Below are 24,776 nucleotides of genomic sequence, written 5' to 3'. Positions count from 1 at the left end.
TAATGACGAAGCTAGCGCAGAAGCGAAAAGAAATGATCAACCAGTAAATCTTATATAAACGTTTTGTTCCCCCAATCCTACCATTACTCAGCAATTCCACATAATGTCTATAAGGATATATGTTACATGGCATCCAAACTATTGGATGTCCCGACAACTATGGTTGCCCTATTAGAAGCGCCTAAGAAGCAACATGGTTCCCAAGAATATCCGCCTGAACTAACATTGTTAATAGGACATCTCATCAATAATTTCGTTTCTCTATCACCTAGTGATATCCTAATCATTGAAAACATTTACCAAGACGAAAGAACAAAGGACATATGTACTGAACTAAATGGATCGCTTCCCCTATTTATTGCTATTGCCCCTTTAATTGATGCCAAAGACCAACATCAAGGTTTTCTTTTTATTTCTGACACGCAAACTAAACACTTTGGACCTGAAATATTGCGATCATTAAAAACATTGGCCGATCTCATTGCTTCCTCGATAACAATTGAGAAGAACCAACATAAACCAAACGAATTGACTCCAAATGCTGGATTTGGCAATTTTTCGGTAGACGAGAACTTAGAAATGAATAGCATTTCATTTTGGAAATTGGAAATTGGAACAGATAATTTTCATGTCACCCCTAAATTCTCACATATTCTCGGGTATATCCCCGCTGAATTGGATTTGAGATCATTAAACAATTGGATGGAGCTCATCCACCCGGGGGACAGTCATAAATTTAGTACTGAGCTAGAACTATGGAGCCAAAATAACAACGATTGCAAGGAGCTAGAATTTCGGATGTTCCATAAGAACGGCCAGATGATCTGGTTACATCTTTCGGCTAAAAATGTTATAAGGAATGAATCAGGTCTCCCCGTTTTCGTGGAAGGTGAAATTTTTGAGGTTACGTCGCAAAAAAAGGTTTGGGATCAGATCGATTTTATTTCGCCCAAGTTGACTTCAGTGATCCAATCAGGATACAACTGGCTCAGTATTATTGATAATAAAGGATATTTCACCTATGTAAGTACGAGTTCCGGTCTGGCTATGGGCTTTCCCTCGGAAGATCTATACGGTAAAAACTATTTTGATTTTATACATAATGAAGAGCGCGAGAAGGCGTTTTATAACTTTACGAAATTTATTGATAGAGAACCCTTTATCTCAAGGCCATTTAGATTTAAACATAAGGACGGAAGTTGGAGATGGATCGAAGTATTACTGTTCAATTTATCTAACGACCCGGAAATACAAGGTATTGTTGTAATCGCTAGAGAAATTACTGATAAAATATCCTTGAGTCATAATTTAAAATCTTCACAGGAGAACCAAAGACTCCTATTCAATTCCAGCCCATTGCCCAAATACCTCTTGGATCTTGGGACCTATAAGATTTTAGAGGTCAACGATACGATGGTAAAGTGCTTTGGTTATAGTAGGGAAGAGTTAATAGGGATGGATCCTATACGACTTAAGCCGAAAACTGATTCACCGGTATTCATCGATGCTATAGAAACCGCCAAATCTAAAAAAGGAACAAATCGATATGGTGTATTTACGCACCAGAGCAAGACCGGTGAACTATTCCAATTGGAACTGGTAGGCTATTCCTTAACAGTTAGGGATCGTGACTGCATTTTGATCAGTTGTATAGATGTTTCAGAGCGCGAGTTATATTTAGACGGTTTGAAAAGATCAGAACGCCAGCTAAAAAAAGCGGCCGCTATTGCCAAATTGGGCTACTGGAGCATGGAACTGAATGATCGTTCAATTTCTTGGTCAGAAGAGGTCTATACTATCTGGGGAAGAAACAATAAAGCTTTCAAACCTGATCGGGATAATTTTCTAACCACCGTTCATCCTGATGACCGTTCTCTTTTCTCGAAAAGGGATGGGGTCATATCTTATGAAAATCAGATGTACGACCTTACTTATAGGATTATATTGCCAGATGGATCCACACGGTGGGTACATGAAATATCTCACCTAGTTCTGTGTAATGACGGTCTTGCGAAAATTATGGAAGGCACTGTCCAGGATGTAACAGAACAGAAAAAAAATGAACAGCACTTTAGATTGATCGAGTCCGTAGTCTCCAATTCCAAGGATGCCGTAATGATCATTGAAGCGGAGCCTTTTGATCTTTCTGGACAAAGGATCGTTTATGTCAACCAAACATTTACGACCATGACAGGGTATGCTTCCCATGAAGTTCTTGGTAAATCCACAACAATGCTCAACGGCCCCAATACGGTTCCTATGGTACTAAATGGAATGGAGAAATTGCTAGATACTGGAAAGGTCTTTGATGTAAACCTTATAAGAAAAAATAAAATCGGAGAGCAGTATTGGGTCAACCTGACAGCAAATCCGGTAAAGGACGATAATGGCAAACCTACCCATTGGGTTTTCTATGAGCGCGACATAACCGTTCTAAAGAATTCCCAGTTACCAAAGGAGGTATTGGGCCATATTGGGAATCTATTCAATAGTGATCATTCATTGGAGTTTTGTCTGGAAAATGTAGTAAGCCATTTAATTGATAGGCTAAACTATAACATAGGACAAATTTGGTTGCCAAGTTCAGATAAAAAAAACTTGACCCTTGCTGCCAGTTATTCTGCCCTTGGAACGAACAAATCCCTGATTAAGGGATGCAGAACACTGACAACGTGCTATTTTGGTGAAGCACTTCCCGGTACGGTATGGAAAAACCAAGAAATAATAATATGGGAAAGTATAGAAAAAGAAAAGGTTTTTGCAGGAAGCGCTGTCTCAGATACTTCCTGTAATCAGGCCTTTACAGGATTTCCCTTAATATATAACGAAAAAGTTAAAGGAATTCTGATTCTTGGTATGAATAAATGTTATCAGAGTCCAATATTTTATAGCAAGCTGTTCAAACAATTGCAAACCAAACTTGCAGAAACTATCAAACGTAAGCGATTAGAGATCGAGCTTGATCAAATTTTTAAATTTACCCCTGATATCATATGTAAAATTGGTGAGGATGGTTTTTTTAAGAAAATTAATCCAGCTGCTACAAAACTTTTGGGTTATTCTGAAGAAAAGTTGCTGTCCAAAAAACTAATCGGATTCGTTCACCCCCAAGATAGAGCGGAAACCTCCGAGCAATTAAAACGGTTATATCTAGGGCAACCCCTCAATTACTATGAAAATCGATACATTACAAAGGGTGGCCAGACCAAATGGCTCAGCTGGACCGCAAACCTTACCCATGAAAAAGGAATAACCTACGCAGTTGCCAAAGATATTACTGAGAAAAAAGAAATGAAGGAATTGCTTAAGGATGTTTCCAATTTGTCTCGAATAGGCGCATGGGAAATCAACTTTGAGAATGGGACCGTTTACTGGTCGGAGATGACCAAAAAAATTCATGAGGTGGATAATAGTTATAAACCAAACCTTCAAAGTATTCTTGGATTTTATAAAGGTCCAAAGAATACCAATAAATTTTCGGAGGTTATCCATAATGCCTTTTACCAGGATGGGACATTTGATCTTGAAATGCCGATTATAACAGCAAAAGGAAAGGAAAGATGGGTACGGGTTATTGGAAATCCAGAGTTTCTCAGCGGTCAATGTATTAGAATATATGGGAGCTTTCAAGATATCCATGAACTTAAGACAAGTCAGTTAGACTATATAAGGACGAACGATGAAAAAAATGCAGTCTTGGAAAGTATCGGCGATGCCTTCATCTCCTTGACAAAGGATGGGGTAATTACCTATTGGAACAAAAAGGCGGAAGACTCTTTTGGAATAGACAGGGAAAAAGTTTTGGAAAAGCACATAGAAAAGGTGTTTCCTAAAATAATCGAACACGAGATTTTTGTGAAAATAATTAAGTCCATCAAGAGCAATAGCCAATTTACTTTTGTGGAGTATTTCCCCAGTTCCAATAAATGGTACGAGATAAATGCTTATCCTTCTAGTAACGGTCATTCTATCTATATCAAAGATGTGAGCGAGCGTTTAAAGGCGGAGAAGGAGATTAGACTTGTAAATGAACGTTTCACCAGGGTAGTACAGGCAAGCACGGATGCAATTTGGGATTGGGACATTGTAGAAAATACCTTGTTCCTGAGCGATACTTATAAATCCCTATTTGGACATGAGATCAATGTAAATTCTAAAAATTTAAATTTTTGGATAGATCACTTGCATCCGGACGATAAAGTTCAGGTAGTGGACTCTTTTTACAAAGTAATAGAAGATGATAAAACGAATCTATGGGAGTCAGAATATCGCTTTTTAAAAGCTACAGGGGAATACGCATATGTCTGGGATAAAGGGACCGTAATTCGTGATCAGAATGGCAATACCACTAGGGTTGTTGGAGCTATGACCGATATATCGTTTAGAAAGACATATGAAAAATCACTGGAAAAGCTCAATTGCGAATTGGAGAAACGGGCACAAAACATTGAAACACAAAATAAAAAATTGAGGGAAATAGCTTGGACCCAGTCCCATATTGTAAGGGCTCCTTTGGCCCGATTGATGGGGCTCGTAGGCTTGATTAGGGATGAAATGGTGACAGAACAAGAAAAAATAGAGCTATTGGACCACATTTATGAATCGGCAACAGAATTTGACATAATTATTAGGGATATCGTTCGTAAATCACAAACTGTGGTGGAGAGTTTTTAATAGTTTACGTCAATATTTGTACAAAAAAAGAGTGACATGCGTTTGCATAGACCAATTTCATTCACCGTTTTAAACGCATGTCATTCACATGTATAGCTGTATTTTATCATTTTAAAGCTATCGTAATAAAGTAGTGTCAGGTTATCGCAAGTTGTGAAACCGGAGTTACTCAATTGAGTCAAAAATTTCATCAATGAGTGCAAGATGGCTTATTGCAGCGACCTATGTTAGCCCCACCAAAGCAAATGAAATGATACATTCAAATATGGAGAATAAATCTGGTCCGGAGATTGCAAACCGATTATATCAGGTAATCCAGAAGAACAAGGCATCGGAGGAGGCCTACAGTAAAGCTGCGAACAAGGTGATAAGCGCTAATCTGAAGTCCCATTTCCAAGAAATATACACGAAGCGAAAAAGATTTGACCAAACATTGACCAAGGAAGTGTCAAGAATATTTCCCGAACCTCTTCCCGTCGCTTGGAAGGATAACCATATAGATCTTTGGATCGACATCGAGAGCATTATCCGCTCCTCAGATGATGTTACCATTTTGAATGCATGCCTCCAGGGTGATAGATTAGCGGTAAGGGAATATAATGAATTGTTGGAAAAATACTCATTACCATTTGAGGTGTACCATGCCATCAGAAAACATAAAATGTTTATAGAAGTGGATTTACAGAAAATGAGTAATAGGAAAGTTTATAACTCATAATGGATTGTTTCTATCTAAATGACTTTATTCTAGAGTAAACACGTGGGGTTAAGCTTAATGTTTATTCAAAAGATTCGCCCCCTCAACATGCATAAAGATGTAGATATTCATTATCGAAAAATTAAAATTATCCGACCGTTAAAAGAAGTAATAGGTGACACACTACCTAGATAGGTTAAATATACTATTTCAATTCAGTAAATGTTAGAAAATCACCTCTATCAGAAAAATGATTTACTGGATTGGAAAAGGACTAAAGAACCCGATCTCGATACTTGTTAACGAATTAGTAGGGCTAGGATGATTGATACCTTTACTTTAGCACCTTTGTTATACCTATTTCATGAAAACAGTCCTACTTATTAGAAAAATATATTCAGATGGTTTTAAAAACATTGGGAATTTGATGGTTCAACAATACTTAAAGGCCTTTGCCTGGTTTAGCTTCATCATGTTTACAGTAGTGCTATACGCTTTTATCTATAGATTGGCCACTGGTTTTGCTTTTAACTGAACATTCGTTAAGAAGCCTTACACTCATGAGCCAGACAAATTTATGTTTGCCCCAAAGATTTTCTTTGATGCGAGTGCTAATTCTAATAAGATTTAAATTTATTGAAAAGTAAATGGAAGTAAAAACTGTTTGGATCATCGATGATGATTTGGTATCACAATTTGCCATGACATATAAAATCGAACAATCCAATGAAAATTACCATGTCGAAATCTTCAATTCTGCGGAAAAAGCTTTGGCCATGATCAAAGTTTGTGAGAAAACTCTAAAAGATATGCCCAATATAATATTATTGGACCTTGTTCTGCCCGGACTTAGTGGGTGGGACTTCCTTAGAGAGCTGGAGGATATTCAGGGACATACTGATGATTTGGAGATCTACATAGTTTCCGCCTTTACCAATTCAATGGACCGTAAATTAGCCGAAGACCATCCTTTGGTTATAGGCTATTTTAACAAGCCACTGAACAAAGTCAACGTAGATCAAATATTCCGAAGGCATAAAAGAAATTAAACTGACTAAATCGCGTTCAGAAATTTTAATGAAAATCTGCAATTCTGGTTTTACCAGAGATAAATGAAGACATTATAATTGTATGATCTGAGCTTCATTGGCCTTCATGGTCTATACGAGTGTAATGTTCCTTAGCACTTATTCTTAAACCTTCGATGTAGTTGGCCATAAAGGAAAAATGAGACGAAAATACTGTTAGAAGGCCCAGTGACCGCATAGCTGCATAAAAGGACAACATCTATGATAGACCTCCAAAACATTGGGTCTTAGTGTTTAGATAATTCCTTTTTAATCCTGTAAAAAGAGATTTTTCCAATTTTAGCACGTTTGCATGCCAAATCAATTGAAAGGTTTTTGGTTTTCGTATAAATGTTTAGCGAAATGATACTTCTCAATAGTTTCCTGTTTAGAATCAGTAGGCCTGCCTAAAAGTTCGTTTCTTTTACGGGCATTGTTAAAACCAACTTTTGTTCTCTCACTAATAAGGTTACGCTCAAATTCTGCAACGGTCGCAAAAATTTGGAGTAAAAATTTACCGTTGGCAGAAGTCGTATCAAATTCAGGTTCGCTCAGGCTTTTGAAATGTACGCCTGTCTCATTGAACCTATTGATAAGTTCTACCATATTTTTCAGAGAACGAAAAACTCTATCGTTTTTATAGGTAAGGACAGTATCTCCTTTACGCATAAACTTCAGCATTTCGTTGAGGCCGTTCCTATCATCACGAGTTCCACTTGCGATATTGGATTTTTGAAGGGCATTCGAACTGTTCCGTAAAACGGCCGGTTCATGGGACACTTAATTTTTAGAAATTAGTAAAGTTTTATTAAGACGATTATATGGGAATATAGGTTAAAGCATGACCAAAAGTCTCTTCGTTCGGAAGGAGAAAAGGTTAAACTGCTAAATTTGTACTTATACAACAAATTGCCACGATATAGAAAAAACCTAGAAAGATGAGAAATTTCGGAATTATAACATTGATTTTTTCGACCATTTTGATGAGTTGTAACACGGACAAATCAAAAACCAAAATCGAAAATCCGGAGTTCACGAAAACTGAACAAAAAACCGACACGCTAACAAAACACCTAAAACCGTTTAACCCAGAATTGCCGACAATGGGACTTTTGATGTATAATGGAGTTTTACAAAGCGAAGTAATCGCAACTTCTGATGTGTTCGCCAAACCGACCGAAGATGGGAAACAACTTTTTAATGTTATTTCAATTGCAGAAACCGAAAACCCAATAACGACAGAAGAAGGAATGCATTTCGTTGCCGATTATACTTTTGAGAACTGCCCGAAATTAACAGCTTTATTTGTCCCAAGTGCTTATGATATGTACGCTCAAGTCCATAATAACAAACTCGTGAATTTTATACGAGAAAAAAACAAAGAAACAAAATATACTGTGAGCAACTGTGCAGGAGCGCAACTTATCGGGAAATCGGGTATTGCGGACGGACATAAAATTGTTACTTGGATTGGTGGTGGCGAACAATTACAAAAAGATTATCCGAATTTAAAGGTCCAAGACGATAGTTCAGTGACTTTTGTTGATGACGGAAAATTCAGTTCCTCAAATGGAAATTTGACGAGTTATATTTCTGCATTAAATTTATTGGAAAAAATGACCAGTCCTAAACATAGAAAATTTGTGGAAAGTTATTTATATCTCGACCGACTTCAAAATTGGAAAGGATAGGTACCGTGGCCAATAATGGTTCCTATGAAATACCCTAGCTCAGTTCTCTAAAACCAACTTTATAAGGTTTACTAAATCCCACTTCTATTTAGACTTTTCTAAATGAAAAATTAGCGTTTAAAGATGTTTCTTAAAGTCCTGCCGCTGTCCTAAAATGCGAACGACGAATATGCCGTTTTTGGACGGTTCATAAAATATTGTATGCGCTTTGAAATTATATTTTTTTAGTGATGGTACATATTCAGAAGCACTACGCCCTATTTCGGAACTGTCGGCAAGAGTCTGTAAAAACTGTAATAATTCAGTAACATAATCATGTGTCTGTGATTCGCCCCAAGTCTCTAAAGTATAATCTACTATATCGTCGATATCGCTATCAGCCTTCGACGATAAATTATAACTAGACATTCTTCGTGCTTTGAATTCTGTTGTTTTTGCGATTTTTGGCCGCCTCAACAATTTCATCAACAGACCTCTTCTTAGAGCTCACACCGCTATCATAGCCTTCTTGTATTGCTGCTTTGGTCATTAAAAACTCCTTATTGCGTTCCTCATCTAAACGTATTAGATGTCGCATATATTCGCTGTCATTAGCGAAACCACCATTTTCAATTTGCAGCTTTATCCATTTCTCTTGAGAAGTGGTAATAGTCAATGATTTTCTAATTGTTGCCATAATTTTAAGCTTTATTTACATACAATATACGTAAAATAACATATTATTGACTTGCGATTTAATAAATAATTGTTAAAAATAGGTTTGAAGGGGTTGTAAGTGGTAGCAATTAACCCCACGTTCAATTAGACTTTCAATAAACCTCCATGTCATGTATTTCAAGGGTCGTTTAAATACACTTTGTGAGTTCCGTAAAAGGTGAATTGCCGGAACTACTAAAGAGAAAAGCAAATGGAACTTGAAGCCAATATTCTACTAAGACATTTAACTAGTCCCATAAAATAACGTTTTTGGGGACTACTGCAGTTTTAATTTTCAAAAGGTGAAAATCCTTTCTTTAACCATTGGTGATTGGCTAACTTTTGGAAGATCTATAGCATAGATAGTTAATTATTAATATATTTACACCAGATGCAGAAGTACAATCACATTAAAGCATTTTTCTTTTTAGGCCTGTTCAGCTTTATGATGCTGCATCAAGCCTTTCCTCATCTGCATCATCAGCACGAGGATTCTCATTCACATTCAGATATATCACATACGGGCGGGCACGACCATAACGATGATCATTCCCAAGAAAACACAAATTCACCTTTTGGTTTATTTGGATCCTTTATGGATATGCACGTACACTCCACGGTGTCAATTGATATTGAAATATTTAAAAGGGACATCGTTGAGGAACAGACCAATATTGGCAAAGAGATTGCCAATGCTGCTTCTGACGATCAAAGGTTTTTAATTGATTATGGGCGTTATACAATACCGCCAATTTATCGTCCACCCAACACTTATTTTAATTATTATCTCTCATCCCTCGATACACGGGGTCCCCCATCTTTAGGTTAATCGTTTAGGAATATTTGCCAGAATGGCGCAATAGTCCTTTTTAAAACTTCAGACCTGTCTACAGACAGGCATGATTAAACCTAAAATTCACGAAAATGAATAAACAAATCGTATTCGCAATTTGCGGATGCCTGTTTTTTGTTGGTGGTTTTTCTCAAACTAAAAATTTGGAGAGATTGCTCAATGAAATAGAACAGAACAATACCGAGTTAATAGGCTATCAATCCTATATTGAAAGTCAGCAGCTCGAAAACAAGAGCGCTAACAATTTGCCGGATCCCCAGCTCACTGGATATTATTTACCATTTGGGGATAATATAACAGACACCTATTCGGAATACCAAATAGCACAATCCTTTGAATTCCCAACAGTATATGCTGCACGTAGTAAATGGAACGATATAAAATCGGTGCAGCTCCAAACTGCATATGCCAAGAGGAGACAGGCAATACTTTTGAATGCAAAGGAGTTCCTAATAGAACTGGCTTACTTCCATAGGCAAAAAGCCATTGAATCCGAAAGAAGATCCCAAGGTAAACAGGTATATGATCAGATCCAAGAGCTCTATAATAAAGAGCAGGTAGGTATTTTAGATCTGAATAAAGCCAAGATTGCCTGGATTCAGGAACAATTTGTGGTGGAACAGATTGAAAATGATATCCAAATTCTCGTATCCAAACTTAAAACCTTAAATGGCGACAAACCTTTGGATGGACTATCAACGCAAATCGATTTGCCCGTAGAAATTGGAAGCAAGGACGACCTCTGGCTGGAAAAACTGGCCGAAGACCCTTCCCTACAGGAATTAAAGACCAATGAGGCTGCTTCCTTGCAAAAAATGAAATTGGAGCAAAACAAGGTCCTTCCAAACGTTTCACTGGGCTACAACCATCAGGGTGTTAAAGGGAATTTTAATTCAGGATTTTTTGGTGGACTTACTATCCCATTGTGGAGCAGTAAGAACAAGGTAAAAGCCGCACAGGTAAACCATGAGTATCAGCAAACCAATACCCAAGTAATTACCACTGCCATTAATGCGCAATTTGAAGAATTATTTACACGCTACCAATTAATGCGTTCCAAGTACAGTGAGTATCAAATTACGATGGGCAATTTGGAAAGTGAGAAATTACTTTTTAAAGCATATATGTTGGGCGAATATTCATTTATGGATTATTACGTAGAGCTCCAGTTTTACCGAAATGCATCCGATAAAATGCTGCAAATGGAAAAAGAGTTGCATTTGCTCCAGGCACAATTATTAAGTCATCAATTATAAATTTTAAGACAAAAACATTATGAAAATTTCTAAAATAGTATTCGCAGTAGCTTTAGTTTCAACAGTTGCCCTGACTTCTTGTAGAGACACAAAATCAAAGACAGAAAGTACAGAAGAGCACGGTCATGAACACGATGCAGACGGCGGTCATATGCACGAGGAAACTATAGAGCAGGAAGAGTTCCATGTCGATAAGGACTCTATGGAAATTAAACCTGAAACCCATAAACATGATGATGGTGCCGAACACCACAATCATTAAACTATAAATAGTTATAACAAATGAAATATATAATTATAGTGCTTGCCTTTTTGGCTATGTCTTGTAATAACAAGGCAGAAAATGCACATGCACATAATGCCGATGGAAGTCACGTTGGGGAAGAAATTCCCCGCTTGGACCATACAATTTGGACGGACAAAACAGAACTATTTGTTGAGTTTCCGGTACTAATAGTGGGCCAAGGAAGTAGATTCGCCGCTCATTTTACTGAAATGGACAAACACCGGCCCGTTAGGGAAGGTGCGGTAACCGTAAGCTTAATAAAAGATGGGAAGGGCATCAGGAATACGGCGGATGCACCTTCATCACCTGGGATATTTTCACCTGCCATTCAACCCAAAGAAGCAGGGAACTATCAGTTGGTTTTTGATTTAACTACGCCCGGATATTCAGATAAGATCACAATTGATGATGTTACTGTATATGCCAATGTAGATGAAGCCATAAAAGCTTTAGGTACGGCCCAAGATGACGGCAGCATATCGTTTTTAAAAGAACAGGCTTGGAAAATTGACTTTCAGACTGCTTCTGCGGTCAAGGGTGAAGTCTATGATGTCATCAATTCATCAGGTGTCTGGATGCCTTCTCCAAGCTCGGTAAAAACGCTGGTAGCCAAATCTAACGGTGTCGTGAATTTTGCAGTTGGCAATCTCACGGAAGGTATGCCTGTGAAACGGGGGCAGTTATTAATCGATGTAAGCAGTCAAGGTTTGGCGTCCAATAATTTGAGTACAGAAATTGCCAAGGCACGCTCCAATTTTGAACAGGCAAAAGCAGAATATGAACGGAAAAAGCAATTGTTCGAATCGAAAATTGTTCCTAAAGCAGAGTTTGAAAAAGTAGAAAGCAATTTCAATATCGCCCAATCCAATTATCAAGGCCTTACGGCTGGAGTCTCAGGTGGAGGGAAGCAAATTCGGGCACCTTTTGATGGTTACATCACGGCAATAAATGTTGCCAATGGGGATTATGTGGACCAAGGCGCTGCTATGGTAACGGTAGGAACGCATCGATCCAGAATATTAAAAGCACAAATTGCGCCTTCTTATGGTCTTACCATGGAGAACGCACAAAGCATTTGGTATCAAACCAAGGAAGGGCTATGGCGTAATGTGGCATCGTCTGCAGGTTCGATCCTCTCCATTTCTAAAGATGTAGATAACAACAGACCGCTAATTTCAGTATTTGCCCAGGTCAATGACGATATTGAAATGCCGGAAGGGAGCTTGACCCAGGTTCAAATTGCAATGGGCAACGCAATCCAAAACACCACGATCCCTATAAGTGCTTTGTTGGAAGATTATGGTAGTTATTCCGTTATGGTACAACTTTCGGGAGAAAGTTTTGAAAGACGACCTGTAAAAATTGGTAAGCGCAACGGGGAAAATGTAGAAATACTCCAAGGTCTGGAAATTGGCGAAGTGGTAGTTACCACAGGAGCATATCAGGTTAAAATGGCTTCAATGTCCGGTTCAACACCTGCACACGGTCACGAACATTAAAAAATAGAAGAGAAATGTTAAACAAAATATTATCAATTTCACTTCAAAATAGATTGCTCATTCTGTTGGGAGCGGTTGCATTGAGCGTGTTGGGTATTTATTACGCCCGGACAATGAACGTCGATGTATTCCCAGATCTTACGGCACCTACGGTAACGATACTTACCGAGGCGCATGGAATGGAGTCTGAAGAAGTCGAAAAATTAGTAAGCTATCAGCTGGAAACAGCCTTGAACGGCTCGCCAAATGTTCGAAGAATCCGTTCTTCATCGGCAGCAGGTATATCCATTGTTTGGGTAGAATTTGATTGGGGAACCGATATTTATCGCGCACGCCAAATTGTGAGCGAACGGATCCCAATGGTAAGGGAGAATTTACCTGAAGGAATCGGTGCGCCGACTATGGCTCCTATTTCATCCATTATGGGCGAAATAATGCTTTTGGGCGTCACCTCGGATGCTTTGTCCCCGATGGAATTGCGGACCCTTTCCGATTGGACGATACGACCACGGATTAAAGCTATTGGCGGCATTGCCAATGTGGTGGTTATTGGTGGCGATTTTAAGCAATACCAAATATTTGCGAACCCTGAAAAGTTGAAGCATTATGATGTGAGCCTTTCTGAACTGGTGGAGAAGGTGAAGGAAGCGAACATAAATGCACCGGGTGGAATCATCAATCAGTATGGAAACCAGTATATCATAAAGGGAAGTGGTAGAGCGTATGCTCTGGAGGATTTAAAAGAAGCGGTATTAAAACAGGTCAATGGTCAAACTTTAAAAATTAAGGATGTGGCCACGGTACAGATTGGAGCTGCAGATAAGATTGGCGATGGATCATTAAATGCTAAGCCAGCCGTTATTTTAACCATTGCAAAACAACCTGATGTCAACACATTGGAATTGACAGAAAGATTGGATGAAGCAATCGCTGATCTGGAAAAAACCTTGCCAAAAGGGGTGAACATCAAAAGTCAAATCTTTAGACAGTCCAATTTTATCGATGCTTCCATCAGCAATTTGAATCAGACCTTGTTGGAAGGGGCGTTTTTTGTAATGATTATCCTCTTCATATTTTTAATGAATTGGAGAACCACCTTAATTTCCTTGTTGGCCATTCCTATTTCCTTATTGGTGTCCATAATCATCCTAAAATGGCTGGGGTATACCATTAATACAATGAGCTTGGGCGGGATGGCAATCGCTATTGGCGCCTTGGTGGATGATGCCATTATTGATGTAGAGAATGTCTATAAACGCTTGCGTGAAAATATCAGAAAACCAAAGGCCGAACGCGAGTCTACCTTGACCGTAGTGCGTGTGGCATCGGTAGAAATTAGGAGTTCTATCGTTATTGCAACCTTGATTATCATCGTATCATTTATACCGCTGTTCTTTTTGAGCGGGATGGAAGGTCGTTTATTGCAACCCCTGGGAATAGCTTTTGTAACATCTGTTCTAACATCATTGATCGTTGCTGTAACGGTAACCCCAATATTATGTTCCTATTTGTTGGATAACGAAAAGCTTTTAACCAAACAAGCAGAGGGCACACGGGTGGAACGCTGGTTACAGAAACATTATGGAAATATATTGGAACGTGCCACAAAAGTTCCAAAAACTGTTATTGGCATAACGGTCATTGCCTTTATGGTTAGTCTTTTAGTTTTAACGCAATTGGGAAGAAGTTTTCTTCCAGAATTCAATGAAGGTTCCTTAGTGATTAGTGTGGTAGGACCACCGGGAATGTCGTTGGAAGAGAGCAACAAAACAGGAAAACTGATAGAGACGATATTATTGGAGTTGCCCGAAGTTGAAGTCGTTACCCGAAGACAAGGGAGAGCAGAACTGGATGAACATGCACAAGGGGTAAATGCTTCAGAAATTGATGTGCCTTTTGTTCTCGACGGAAAAACCAAGGAAGAATTTTTTGAAGAAGTCCGTACCAAATTAAGCATTGCCCCGGGGGTAAATATTACCTTAGGGCAACCCATCGCGCACCGTATAGACCATATGCTATCAGGTACACGTGCCAATATCGCCATCAAGATTTTTGGTCCGGATTTGCAACGCTTATTTGAAGTAGGCAAGAGCGTAGAGCAGAACATCAAAGATATTGAAGGCTTGGCAGATGTAGCGGTAGACCAGCAAGTCGAAGTTCCGCAGATACGCATCAAACCTAAGCGCCAAATTTTGGCAGCGTATGGAATGACGGTCGGATATTTAATGGAGCAGGTAGATATTGCTTTTGCCGGTGAAGAAGCGGGTGAAATTTATGAAGGACAACAATATTTCGATCTGGTTGTTCGCTACGAAAAACCATTTAGGAATGACATTGAGAACATCAACAATACATTAGTCAGCCTTCCAAATGGCGGACACACAATATTGGGAGAATTGGCAACCGTTCAATCCGTGAGCAGTCCGAACACCATTAATCGTGAAGATGTGCAACGTAAAATTGTAGTCGCTGCCAATGTACAAGGCAGGGATTTGCGAAGTGCCGTAAATGAAATAAAGGAAGTTGTCGCCAATAATGTAATAATGCCGGAAGGCTACCGGGTGGAATATGGCGGACAGTTTGAAAGCGAGTCCAAAGCATCACAATTACTTATTTTCACTGCAATCATTGCAATAGCTATCATTTTCCTGTTATTGTATTATGAATTTAAAGAGGTAAAACTGGCATTTGTAGTCTTGATCAATCTGCCTTTGGCCTTAATAGGTGGTATATTGATCGTTTACTTCACTTCCGGAATTATCAGTATCGCAGTGACCATAGGTTTTATTAGCCTTTTCGGTATCGCAACCCGAAATGGAATCCTATTGGTATCCAGATATGAGGATTTGCGAAAGGAAGGTATCCAAGGTTTTGAGCTCATCAAAACAGGAGCATTGGATAGGTTGAACCCTATCTTGATGACGGCTTTTACAACAGGCTTGGCATTAATACCATTGGCCCTTAAAGGAGGCGAACCAGGGAGTGAAATACAAAGCCCCATGGCAGTGGTTATTTTGGGAGGATTGTTATCTGCGACCATTTTAAATTTGGTCGTAATCCCTTGTGTGTATCAGTTGGTATTGAAAAGACCGACAACGGTTCCCGATACCCCGGAAGTAATATAAATGAAATTAAAAATTTTCTTGGATCAAATACCTGAACCATATCAGACCTTGCGCAACAAATTGTTTGCCAAGGTCTATTTGGCTCGGAGTTTTGGCCTAATTTAAGATTCACTGTAGACATTGAATTGATCCAAATAAAATTTTTGGACTTATAACCTTTCTAAGATCAAAACGAAGGTTTAATGGTGGAATAAAACACCGCACCTTTACGGTTTACTTAACCCCAGGTTTAATGCATATGACAATGTTAGTTGTGAGAGTGACATTATCTATTAAAGTTGTCAATAGCATGGCCATCAATGGTTAAAACGTCTGATGATAATCTTTGTATTCCTTTGATACTATAAACGATATAATTATCATTACTGATAATTATCAAAAATTTTGTTCTTAATTTTCTAAAATTATGAAACACATAAAACTTCTTGTTGTAAAAATTTTATTAATTACCCTGTCACTATTTTTGTTATTGATTATAAACAGTTCCTGTAAAAAAGAAAAAAGGGACATTGTCATAGCACTTTCAACTAAAGCCAAAGAAAGTCCTATTAAAATTACCGTCAAGCCTTTCAGCTTTATGGATTCTATTCCTTTGGACTTTAAAGGGGTCACTCCTGACAGTGTATTTATAGGATATATAGAACTTGTAAATGAGAAGCTTCTTAAAAAAGTTGGCGGCAATAGTGGTTTTTTTAATAGGAATTATGGTGATTTTAAATCTACCATTTATTGTCTTAGTGGTTATAAGAATGGAAAACAATTTTATGTTGTCGATGCGAACCATAATAAGGACTTTAGTGATGATAAATTCATTGAATTTGATAAAAAATTGGCCCATGATAAGAAATCAATGCCACAATTCTTGGATAGATTTCCAGATGTGCGAATAATAGTAGATAAACTCGCTGAAAACAAGATATATAGGGATACAATAATAATTTCCTTGTATCCAGATGCTAACTATTTTACTTATCCCGATAAGTTTACTCCAGATAATAAAGAAAGGTTAAAAAGGGACTTGCTTCTAGCTGCGGCCTTTAAAGATTATCACCATGGAACTTTCGTTACCTCTAACAAGGAATATGAAGTGGCTATTAATAAATACGGATTTAAAGAGCCCTATTTCATATTCAAGAAAAAAAAGGATGATTTTCCTGAGTTCAACAGTCTCGAACGTGAGGAATACATAGTATTTGATACAATCCAACTAGAAAACGACTATTTTAAAATAGATTCAATTCAATATAGCCCTCCAAGCTTAAAATTGAAGCATTTAAATATAGAAAAATTGAGTACAGGGTTCAGAAAGGGTGATATTTCCAAGAATTACAATTTGGAAGGGATTTATGACAACAATTCAACTTTTAGGAATTTGCTTTACAGAAAAAAACTTTTGCTAATCGATTTCTGGGGGACGTGGTGTATCCCATGTAGAAAATTGACGCCTGAGCTTGTTGCTTTAAATAAAGAATATGGAAGAGATTTGGGCCTTGTTAGCTTAGCCTTCGAGCAAGATGTTGAACCGGTTCGGGAATATGTTTCAGTAAACAAAATGAACTGGTATCATGGTATTATAAGAGGTGTTCCAAAATCTGCAAAAAAACCAAAAATAATTTCAGATTTAAGGATTGAGGCCTATCCAACTTTCATCATATTGGATTCCGATTTGAAAATTGTCTTCAGAGGGAATGGCAACAATTTTAATGAGATGACCGATTTTATTAAAGAATTCTTAACGGAATAACATAGCCCTAAACCATTAAAATATTTTTCTTTTTTAATAACAGCCAAATGCTAAGGAACTGTGGTGGCAAGTGCTGGATTCCGGCGAACAAATAAATGAAAATGCCATAACATCAACTTTTAATGGAACAAAATTCCAATCCTCTAAAGTTTACTAAACCCCACGTTCAATTAGACTTTCGAAAAACCTCCATGGCGTTTATTTCATGGGTCATTTATCAGGTAAAATGACAATGTTTATTTTAGATTTTTCATAATTCTAATACCCTGGCCGATGGGCGTTATGTAAAGAGTTCTCAAAAGAGAGTGCATATGAGAGGGTTTGGGAAGCATCCTTTTAAAGCAATATGATAAACCTTCACTCGTAAATTTTCAAAATTCTCTTGAAAAAGAACACGTCACAAAATATGCATTTCAGTTCAGGCTAGCTTGGTATGAAGCATATTGCTAGGAATGCAATGGAGCGGCAATTTGCTGATGACCCTGTTAGGCGCAATTTGAGTTTTCGGTGCTGGTTGATAACTCTTAATAATTTCATTTTCAAGTATTAAACTTCAGTTCTAACTTTACTGAATTTAAACTGTAGGCATGATAATTGAAACGATTGGGTCAATAGCTTTGGGATTAGGTATAGACCTAGGCAAAGCAAATATTTTAAAATTCACTGGAGATAATCGAACAATTATTGAAAAGGATTTAGATGATGTTATTCAAAACGCTATCAAATCATTCGAAAAGGAAAATCCGATTATAGAAACTTATGATAAGATACCATTTTACAAGTCTGCAACTTTAATTGATGAATTGCTGAGATACAGACTATTTGAAGATTTTGATCAAAGTATGATAGGGGAAAAATTGACAAATCAGCAGAATATTATTTCGCCAACAACAGCAGAATTATCTCTTTTCTTTAACATATTCGAATCCAATCTCTCGAGTAAAGATTCACTCAATGAAATTATGTTAAAAAGGGTGCAGTTTGAAGAGATTAACCAAATATCAAAAAAGCTCGATTCGGCATTAGACTTGTTTCAAAACCTTTTGAATGGCTTGGGCGACGGTTTAGCCAAACTTAATGAAGAATATAAAGCTCAAATCGATGAAATTGAGAAACAAATATTAGCCTTTATGCCAGAAACGGCGCTAAAGCGTATATTTGATTTGGAAAGTAGAATTCAAAACTCGAATTCTTTTGATAACCCTACTATGTCAAAGTTAGTTTATCTAAAGGCTCTATGTAAACTTGATTTGGGGAAAGAGAGAAATAATGTGGCACAAACCTTTATAAAGGCATATAATTTACATAATGACAAAGGGATAATCCGCGATAGGGCTTGTATAGAGTACTTGAATATTCAGGAAGAAGAGAAAGCCATAAATCTTGCAAATAACATTTTAGAAACAGAAGAGTTTAATCATACAGCGTGGATAGTTAAAACTTTGGGTTCGCAAGATTTTTTAAAGGAAATAGAGCTAATCCCAAAGAGTGTCCTTTCCGCAGATGGTTTCAAGATAAGTTTAGGGCATAACCTAATCACTTCAGGCAAAGTTAGAAGTATAGGGGAGTTAAAAACACTTGGGATTGAATTAATGTTAGACTTCAAGGGGACAGAAATTTTCAATTACAAGAATAAAGAATATTGGTTTCTGAAATCAGCCTTATTGCTTCAATCGATCGTTGAGGAATTTCCCACACTTAATTTCTTAAATGCGAAATCAATTTATGAAAGGACTGGTAGAAAATCAGATTTGATTTTTTGTTTTACAATGATTTACGAGGGCATATTCGGGACAGAAACTTTCCAACATAATAATATTCAAGTATTCTATTACTATTTCGTACAGTTTATGACTGCAACTGATGAATCAGTTTTAGGTGATATTAAGAACTCCTATAGAAATTTAAAAGAGCAACCAGTATTTATAATACTATTAACACAAGCATTAATTAGGGGAGCCAAATATTTCGAAGCAATTGAATTTCTTGAAGTTTATGAGAATAGCCCAGAAAGTTCAAAAACAAGTGAAATCTATTTATACCAAACACTTATTTCCTCTTTTAATAAAGACTTTCCCAGTTCTAGAATTGCGTTCAGAAAATATTTAGATACTCTAAAACTAATTGACGAATTAAACTTAGTCAACGTAATAAATCTTTTCGGAGTTAGCTCACTAAAAGAGCACAACAAATATATTGATGAAACCGAAATTGAAAACGAGCTGAACTCAGTTTTTAAAGTATGTAATTTTGCCAACTCTAATGTAAAGACAATGGTTGAAACATCAATTGAGGCAAGATTCTTGTCGAGACCGGATTCTGCTAAATTGAAGGACACATGGGCAGAGCTTCGTGACTCTGATATATTTAAGGATGTGCATACTAAAATGCAGTTAGCTGTAAACTATCACTCTATAGGTTTGTATGACGAGGCTATTGATTACATGGATACCTTTATAAGTAAGGCTTTGATATCCAGTGAATTAAGTTTTTATATAAGTTGCCTACATGATAGGTTATTGTCCAATAACCACCAAGTATCTTCATCTTCTCAAATCTTAGAATTACTAGAATTTTGGAGAAAAAACTCTAAAGACTCTAATAAAAGATTTTTGTCCATGGAGTTTAATCTAGTATCTAGAATAAACAATTATAAGCGTTTAGTAGAAATTTCTACAACATTCTATGAAGAGAACCCTGAAGATGAGAACATAATAATGATTCATGGGTTAAGTCTTTTGCAAAACAATGAAAAGGAACTGCTTGAGGAATTTAGCAATAAAATACCTAGAACATATATTAATGAAGAATTTGGCTTAAAAATTAGTGCGATATTAAGGGAAGGTCAAATTGAAAACGATGTTTCATTTGAAATCCTTAAAAATTTAACAACGAATTCTGAGAATAAAATATCGCGAACTACTTTCATTGGTGCAGGAAGATTGTATCCAGAAAAGTTTGTCTATTTTCAGAAAGTTCAATTAGGCTCTTGGGTTAAATATAAGGTAGGGTCTAAATATATTATCAAGGAAATAAAAGATGCAAATGGAAGTATTGAAAGGATTTTATTAGATAAAAAAAAAGGAGATAAAATTCCCTATCACAAAGGAATAACTAACGTATTAAGCGAAATCGAAATTATTGATATATTCAACTTCAATGTGAAGTTGACGCAAGAAATTTTAGAGGAAGCTAAAGATCCAACCTCTGGTCTTGGGCTTGAAATGTTTGAATTTGATACCGCCAATATTGAAAATTTTGAAAAGCAGCTAATCAGCATTTCTGGCCACAAAGGATTAATTAATAAGAGCCTACGGGAAGATGCATTGAAACAGTACTATTTGTATCAAAAGAGTTTCACAGAACTTTGTTCGAGTATATTTAACGATAATCCTATAGATGCTTATTATTATTTAATATACCACCCCAATAATTTTATGTGCATTCCAACATACATTATTGAGTCTAAGGCCTTGGGGGCAGTGAATAAATATGTGCTTGATTTTGCCACAATAATTTTTTTCTACGAATTGTCTGAAGATTTAGCGCATAGTTTTGATATTGAATTTGTTATTAGTCCTTTAATAAAGACCGAAATAAGGAGAAGAATTATTGAGGCAGAAATGGAAAAAGGAGAGCGTTTAAGTGTAGACGTAGTTGGCGATTCTGTAAAAAGATATTTTTATTCTGAAGAACAGGTAAAAAGCAGAATTACTAATTTGAAAAAGATAGAAGAGTGGATAAATACAAATTGTGTCGTCGAATATCCTGAGGAAAAGCTGGACTTAATTTTGAAGCTCGAACAATCTGGAGATAGCCTGTCTTTTAATTTGTTTGTAGACAATCTTATATTTCTTCTACGTGATGGTTACGTTTTGATTTCTAACGACGTTTTTTATTATCAAACATCAAATGGTAATAGGAATTATGTTATTAATTCGGAGTCTTTTTTGATTAACCAATTTGCTCAAAAGGACTTGCATAAACTTTATAAGTTCATGTTGAAGAAAAGATTTATAGGATTAAACATTAGCATGGATTTTCTTTATGAACAGTTTTTAAGCTATATAAAAAACAAAGACAACGTCTATAAAAGCTGTTTCCCTAGTCTTAGACATAATCTAAATCCAGAGCCTGAAAAATTCGAGATTGTATCAGATTTTTTAAAGAAGATTTATTTACTCCCAACAATGACCATTGAAACTAAAAATATTTATGCACACCAAATTTTATTGAATTTACTTCAAGGGACTAATCATACAATTTTTAATAGTTTTGGAGATATATTGGCCATTAAATTTGCACTTCTTGGAAATTTGAAAGACGAAATAATAAAAACAATAAATAGCGTTGGTCAAATACTATTTAGATGAACTACGTTCCAATTTAAGCATTGATTGAGTCACGTGAATAGTGGAAACAACGATAATGGAATTTATGTTTGATCTTTTCAATCAAAAGGAAGGTTATAAAATTGAGATGGGGCCTTCATTTGTGTTTCGGTTTCGACCACCAACCGCTTTTACGTTGAGTGAACTCGAGGACAGTTATATATGGTTCTCGGATAGGAACTCCCTGAATGACGAACTTGATTCCAGTCCGGAATTTGTCAGCTTATCTAATAATCCAGAAGAGCAAAGACTCTTTTTCGAAATTTTATAGTTGGATATGCTGGATGCTACAAAGATGAGCCAATAAAGAATATTTTTAAAGGATGCAATGCATATACCGACGTTTTGCATAGCGCCCATTTGAGCAGGCTTATTTGATAAAATTGTCATCTAGGTATTGGGAAGGCAATATAATATAGACTGTATATGATTGTAATTGCAAGAATTTTAATCACGGTCCTGTTGTTCTATACAACCCTTATTTAATGTTTATGTGTAGTTTTTTGTTAAATTGCTCATACCAACTAGTTGTGCGTAAGCTGAAAAAAAAATCCGTGAATCAATAAAAATGGAAACCAAAGACTACTTTATAATCGGATTAGGAATTTTAGGCTGGATATGGGCAATAATCCAATTTAGACTTAACAGAAAATATCAAAAAGAAGATAAAGCAGTTGAAAAACGTTTTGAGGTGTATTCTAACTTTATGAACCAAATGGATGAAATGAGTTTGAATATGCGAAAAGACCCAAATGTGACTTACGGAATTTCAACTGAATTAATGGCTGAAATGCTTACGGGCGACGAAGAGCGTATTAATGGCGCACTATTAAAATTCAATGAAAATCTTTTAGAAACCACAAGAAATTCCTTACAACCAATGATGATTGTAAACTCGGAGTTGAATAAACTAAAATTAGTTGCGAGTGAAAAATTATTACCGAAAATTGTCGAATATAAAACTATAGTAAACGATTATACAGACGAATTCCAAACAGTTTTGAATGGTTTGTCTTTATCAAATGACTTGGAGTATATTGCAAAGCAGTTACAAAGTGTCGGACACGAAAAAAGAGGAAAACGAATGACCGAATTATGGCAAGAAATTGAACATTTAATGCGAAATGAAATAGATTATTATAAAAAGTGAGCGAAAAGCCTGCGAACAATACAGTATATAAGCAATGGCTGTAATTTCCATTTTACGCAAAATTAAACTTGTATGAAAAATTTTATATGGAATAGAGACCCTCAAGAAGCGATGGATAATCCATATGAATATGAAGCACAAGAACAATTTCGTAATGAATCTGAAAAACTAGTTAAAGCATTAAGAAAACTGATAATATCTAAATTTTCATTTAAACTTAACGAGAAGTCAACTGAAAAAGCAATTTTTATGCTAACAATAAATGCGTTAGACTCTGCTTTTGAAATTGTTCAATCACTGAATAATCAATCACATAGAGTAACAGCTCATTTACTTAGAACAATTGATGAGTCTATTGATTTAGGAGTTTTTTTTAATAGCAAATCTGAAAAATCTGAAAGAAAAGTTGAAAAATGGTTTAATGACGAAATCATTTCCCATTCTGATTATAGAGATTATATTAAACAGAAAGAAGGAGAAGAAAAATTTGAACTAGAGAGAAACAATTACCGAAAAATTTCGAAATTCTCTCATAATTCATACAAAACACTTCTTTACAGTTACATTAAGAGAAGTGATGAAGCAATTGTTCACGGAAGCCTGTACGAAAGTGGGATTCTAATACCAGTTCAAACTATAGCAATGTATCATGCTATATCAGGATTTTATTTTCAGAAAATTGCATTTAAAATGGTAGAGTTTAAATTAATTGAGCTAGAGGAAATGTTAAATATCATGCTTGATTCACAAGAGGAAAACACAATCGGACGAAAATTTGTAATGAGATAAAAAACTACAGCTAATAACTCAGAAGAATTCGGCATCCACCAGCTTTTTGAGGGCGAAAAGCTTTTCTTTTTATCCAGCTATTACTAATTGACACTAATCCATTTTCCTCTAAAATCTTGATTGGTTTATTAGAATAAAGATCTCTATCCTAATTTCTGGTTTTCTAATCAAAATCCTTAAAATGTCAATTTTGAATAGATCAATCAAACGAACTTTATTTGCAACAAGCTACCAATCCTAAAAAGTTTATTAAACCCCACGTTCAATTAAACTTTAAAAAAACCTCCAAATCGTTTATTTCATGGGTCGTTTAAATATACTTTCCTGATTATGTAATAGGTGAATTACCTGGACTGTTTTTAAGAACCACATATGAAACTATAAACATTTATAGAGAAGGTTTTTTTTGAATTCGTTCTACAAAACCGCTATTATAAGGAAGCAGAATTATAGATGGACAGAGGTTTAACTAATAATTAAGTTATATTTGAATTTGACCTAATACTGGATATTCTGGTGATGTTGACCCCCTATTCTGGCCATACTGACCCCCCTAAGGATTTTGGTCAAAAAGATAAGTTAATGACAATATTACAGTTTTTTTCTTAGACTTTCTCCCTTTAATTCTATCCGGTGAGAGGTGTGTACCAGTCGGTCCAATATCGCGTCAGCGATGCTTGCTTCTCCAATAATATCGTACCAGCTTCCCACAGGAAGTTGACTTGCAATAATGGTAGATGATCTTCCATGCCGGTCCTCAATGATCTCCATCAGGTCCATTTGCTGTTTTCTATCCAAGTGAGCCAGTCCAAAGTCATCCAGGATCAACAGTTTCGCCTTCGCCAACTTAGCAAAGAA

General features: G+C 36.4%; 18 protein-coding genes. 14 read left to right on the top strand and 4 right to left on the bottom strand.

Translation table 11 applies throughout. The features are described 5' to 3' along the window. Positions 1-126: 126 nt before the first annotated feature. From G466_RS0100095 to G466_RS0100080, 4 genes are all read left to right on the top strand, one after another. Positions 127-4,674, top strand: coding sequence for a PAS domain S-box protein (locus G466_RS0100095; protein ID WP_084418651.1), 4,548 nt, complete (start codon positions 127-129; stop codon positions 4,672-4,674). Positions 4,675-4,867: 193 nt separating this feature from the next. Further along, on the top strand, positions 4,868-5,392 hold the full coding sequence (locus G466_RS0100090; RefSeq protein ID WP_026811795.1) for a DUF2383 domain-containing protein: 525 nt from the start codon (positions 4,868-4,870) through the stop codon (positions 5,390-5,392). A 343-nt stretch (positions 5,393-5,735) separates the two neighbouring features. After that, positions 5,736-5,906 (top strand): DUF6747 family protein, encoded by a 171-nt coding sequence (locus G466_RS24055; RefSeq protein WP_169720725.1) that lies wholly within the window; start codon positions 5,736-5,738, stop codon positions 5,904-5,906. Positions 5,907-6,018: 112 nt separating this feature from the next. Then, positions 6,019-6,420 (top strand): response regulator, encoded by a 402-nt coding sequence (locus G466_RS0100080; RefSeq protein ID WP_026811794.1) that lies wholly within the window; start codon positions 6,019-6,021, stop codon positions 6,418-6,420. A gap of 339 nt (positions 6,421-6,759) precedes the next feature. Here G466_RS0100080 and G466_RS21170 read toward each other — a convergent pair whose 3' ends face one another. Continuing rightward, the gene (locus tag G466_RS21170) at positions 6,760-7,218 is read right to left on the bottom strand and encodes a recombinase family protein (protein WP_229797140.1); all 459 of its coding nucleotides are present in this window, start codon (positions 7,216-7,218) and stop codon (positions 6,760-6,762) included. 158 nt (positions 7,219-7,376) lie between these two features. Here G466_RS21170 and G466_RS0100070 point away from each other — a divergent pair, with 158 nt between their 5' ends. Continuing rightward, positions 7,377-8,129, top strand: coding sequence for a DJ-1/PfpI family protein (locus tag G466_RS0100070; RefSeq protein ID WP_026811793.1), 753 nt, complete (start codon positions 7,377-7,379; stop codon positions 8,127-8,129). A 117-nt stretch (positions 8,130-8,246) separates the two neighbouring features. On the opposite strand, the gene G466_RS24660 is transcribed toward G466_RS0100070, so the two are convergent. Next, positions 8,247-8,537, bottom strand: a complete 291-nt coding sequence (locus G466_RS24660) for a type II toxin-antitoxin system RelE/ParE family toxin (RefSeq protein ID WP_026811792.1) — start codon at positions 8,535-8,537, stop codon at positions 8,247-8,249. Further along, positions 8,530-8,805 carry a type II toxin-antitoxin system ParD family antitoxin gene (locus G466_RS21165; RefSeq protein WP_034234287.1) on the bottom strand — a complete coding sequence of 92 codons (276 nt, stop codon included), beginning with the start codon at positions 8,803-8,805 and terminating at the stop codon, positions 8,530-8,532. The genes G466_RS24660 and G466_RS21165 overlap by 8 nt, the downstream gene beginning before the upstream one ends. Positions 8,806-9,216: 411 nt before the next feature. Between G466_RS21165 and G466_RS0100055 the strand changes: the two genes are divergently transcribed. The 9 genes from G466_RS0100055 (at position 9,217) to G466_RS0100010 (ending at position 23,918) form a co-directional block, all read left to right on the top strand. Beyond that, positions 9,217-9,654, top strand: a complete 438-nt coding sequence (locus tag G466_RS0100055; protein ID WP_026811791.1) for a hypothetical protein — start codon at positions 9,217-9,219, stop codon at positions 9,652-9,654. Between the two features lie 95 nt (positions 9,655-9,749). Beyond that, positions 9,750-10,934 (top strand): TolC family protein, encoded by a 1,185-nt coding sequence (locus G466_RS0100050; RefSeq protein WP_026811790.1) that lies wholly within the window; start codon positions 9,750-9,752, stop codon positions 10,932-10,934. A 19-nt stretch (positions 10,935-10,953) separates the two neighbouring features. Next, on the top strand, positions 10,954-11,196 hold the full coding sequence (locus G466_RS0100045) for a hypothetical protein (protein WP_026811789.1): 243 nt from the start codon (positions 10,954-10,956) through the stop codon (positions 11,194-11,196). A gap of 20 nt (positions 11,197-11,216) precedes the next feature. Beyond that, positions 11,217-12,719, top strand: a complete 1,503-nt coding sequence (locus G466_RS0100040) for an efflux RND transporter periplasmic adaptor subunit (RefSeq protein ID WP_026811788.1) — start codon at positions 11,217-11,219, stop codon at positions 12,717-12,719. 14 nt (positions 12,720-12,733) lie between these two features. Beyond that, positions 12,734-15,844: an efflux RND transporter permease subunit gene (locus G466_RS0100035; protein ID WP_026811787.1), complete on the top strand. Its 3,111-nt coding sequence runs from the start codon at positions 12,734-12,736 to the stop codon at positions 15,842-15,844. A gap of 406 nt (positions 15,845-16,250) precedes the next feature. Then, positions 16,251-17,588 carry a TlpA family protein disulfide reductase gene (locus tag G466_RS0100030; RefSeq protein WP_026811786.1) on the top strand — a complete coding sequence of 446 codons (1,338 nt, stop codon included), beginning with the start codon at positions 16,251-16,253 and terminating at the stop codon, positions 17,586-17,588. Between the two features lie 587 nt (positions 17,589-18,175). Further along, on the top strand, positions 18,176-21,961 hold the full coding sequence (locus G466_RS0100025) for a PIN domain-containing protein (protein ID WP_026811785.1): 3,786 nt from the start codon (positions 18,176-18,178) through the stop codon (positions 21,959-21,961). Positions 21,962-22,547: 586 nt separating this feature from the next. Beyond that, the gene (locus G466_RS0100015; protein WP_026811783.1) at positions 22,548-23,129 is read left to right on the top strand and encodes a hypothetical protein; all 582 of its coding nucleotides are present in this window, start codon (positions 22,548-22,550) and stop codon (positions 23,127-23,129) included. Between the two features lie 72 nt (positions 23,130-23,201). After that, on the top strand, positions 23,202-23,918 hold the full coding sequence (locus tag G466_RS0100010; protein ID WP_026811782.1) for a hypothetical protein: 717 nt from the start codon (positions 23,202-23,204) through the stop codon (positions 23,916-23,918). Positions 23,919-24,509: 591 nt separating this feature from the next. Here the strand turns inward: G466_RS0100010 and G466_RS0100005 are convergent. Further along, the coding region (locus tag G466_RS0100005; RefSeq protein ID WP_026811781.1) for an ATP-binding protein at positions 24,510-24,776 on the bottom strand (267 nt) is incomplete at its 5' end.

Source organism: Arenibacter certesii DSM 19833, from assembly GCF_000429545.1.
Lineage (GTDB): Bacteria > Bacteroidota > Bacteroidia > Flavobacteriales > Flavobacteriaceae > Arenibacter > Arenibacter certesii.
Note: the sequence above shows the minus strand (reverse complement) of the source record. Positions and strands in the feature narration are given on the sequence as shown.